At 59.6% G+C, this 1542-nt stretch carries 2 protein-coding genes; both read right to left on the bottom strand.

Annotated features, from left to right (window positions below; genetic code table 11):
* Positions 1-340: 340 nt before the first annotated feature.
* Entirely contained in the window at positions 341-1204 is an 864-nt protein-coding gene (locus P792_RS32125) for an SDR family oxidoreductase (protein ID WP_023979449.1), read from the bottom strand.
* A 205-nt stretch (positions 1205-1409) separates the two neighbouring features.
* The coding region (locus tag P792_RS39110) for an aldehyde dehydrogenase family protein (RefSeq protein WP_235075503.1) at positions 1410-1542 on the bottom strand (133 nt) is incomplete at its 5' end.

Below are 1542 nucleotides of genomic sequence, written 5' to 3' on the forward strand. Positions count from 1 at the left end.
ATAACGAGAAAACACTCGCCGATGAGCTGACCAACGGTCATCGCTGATCTTCGGTTGGATCAGTGCAGGAAGGGGGTAGCGCGTGGCGCTGCCCTGCTTCTTGAGGGGGAAAGACCCCCTCCATTCCATCCGTGTGGGTTCTGAAGCGGCGATGCCATCGCGGCTGTCGATGAGGTAATGTGACCTCAAGTACGAGCCTCTGGCCCAAGTTGCGGCATCACCGCAATGCCGCGTGTGGCGGCAGCCCAAGCCAGAGCTTCCTTCTGGATAATTCCAACATCCGGGGTTTCCAAAGGGCGACGGCCCTTTGGTGGGGCGTGGGGCAAGGCCCCACTATCCCTCAGATGACGGGTGTGCCGCCTGTTACGGCGATGGTCGCACCCGAGATATAGCTGGCTTCGTCGCTGGCCAGCATGACGTAAGGCGCGATCAGTTCGACAGGCTGGCCAGGGCGGCCCAGCGGGGTATCCTCGCCAAAGACATGCACGTGGTCGCCATGCATGGTGGCAGGAATGAGCGGTGTCCAGATCGGACCCGGGGCAACGGTGTTGGAGCGAATACCCTTCTCACCAAGCAACTGCGCAAGTCCGCCGCTGAAATTCTGGATGGCGGCTTTGGTGGCAGAATAAGCGAGCAGACGCGGCTTGGGGCTGTCCGCATTGACCGAGATGGTATGGATGATCGAGGCGCCGCGCTTCATATGGGGAACAGCATGACGAGTCAGACGGAATGTCGCGCCGATATTGGTGGCAAATGTATCGTCCCACTCATCTTCCGAGATGTCCTCAAGGGCGAGGCGTTCGATCTGGAAAGCGGCGTTGTTCACCAGAACGTCGATCCGGCCGAAGGTCGAGACCGTCTCATCGATCACGGATTTGCAGATCTTGCGTGACTTCAGGTCGCCGGGGAGCAGCAGCACCTTGCGGCCCGCCTTTTCGATCCAGGCAGCTGTTTCCGCAGCGTCGTCGGCTTCCTCATCAAGATAGGACAGCGTGATATCGGCGCCTTCGCGTGCAAAGCCGATGGCGACAGCGCGACCTATGCCGGAATCTCCACCTGTAATGAGGGCAATCTTGCCCGCTAGGCGACCTGAGCCCTCGTAGCTCTGCTCACCATGATCGGGGAGGGGCGTCATGGCTTTGGTCTGACCGGGGATGCGATCCTGAAGAGGGGTATCGAAGGGGGGCTTTGCGTAATCGGTCATGATGAGGCTCCGTTTTCCGGACGGCGGTCAAGTGCCGCGGGCTGTGCGTTCCACCCTATTCATCGCGAAAACGTGAGCCTTAGTTTCATGGCAAAGCGTGTCGCGGCGCTCATGAGGTCAGGAATTGGCTTTCGTAAGGCCTTGCACAGGGCATCCTGAGGGCCTGTCACGGATCAGGTGGACGATCGTGACAGGCGGGTTTGGATCAGGCTGAGCGGATCAGCTTGTGATTGACGAATTCCTCGATCCCGTTGGAGGAAAGTTCGCGGCCATAGCCGGAATTCTTGACCCCGCCAAATGGCAGTTCCGGGGCGGTGCCCGTCACATCATTGATGAAC

Source organism: Asaia sp. SF2.1, from assembly GCF_000505765.1.
Classification (GTDB): domain Bacteria; phylum Pseudomonadota; class Alphaproteobacteria; order Acetobacterales; family Acetobacteraceae; genus Asaia; species Asaia bogorensis.

Bases quoted from the DNA above. Each gene is read 5' to 3' on its own strand.
- P792_RS32125 (WP_023979449.1), bottom strand. From the start codon at position 1,204: ATGACCGATTACGCAAAGCCCCCCTTCGATACCCCTCTTCAGGATCGC.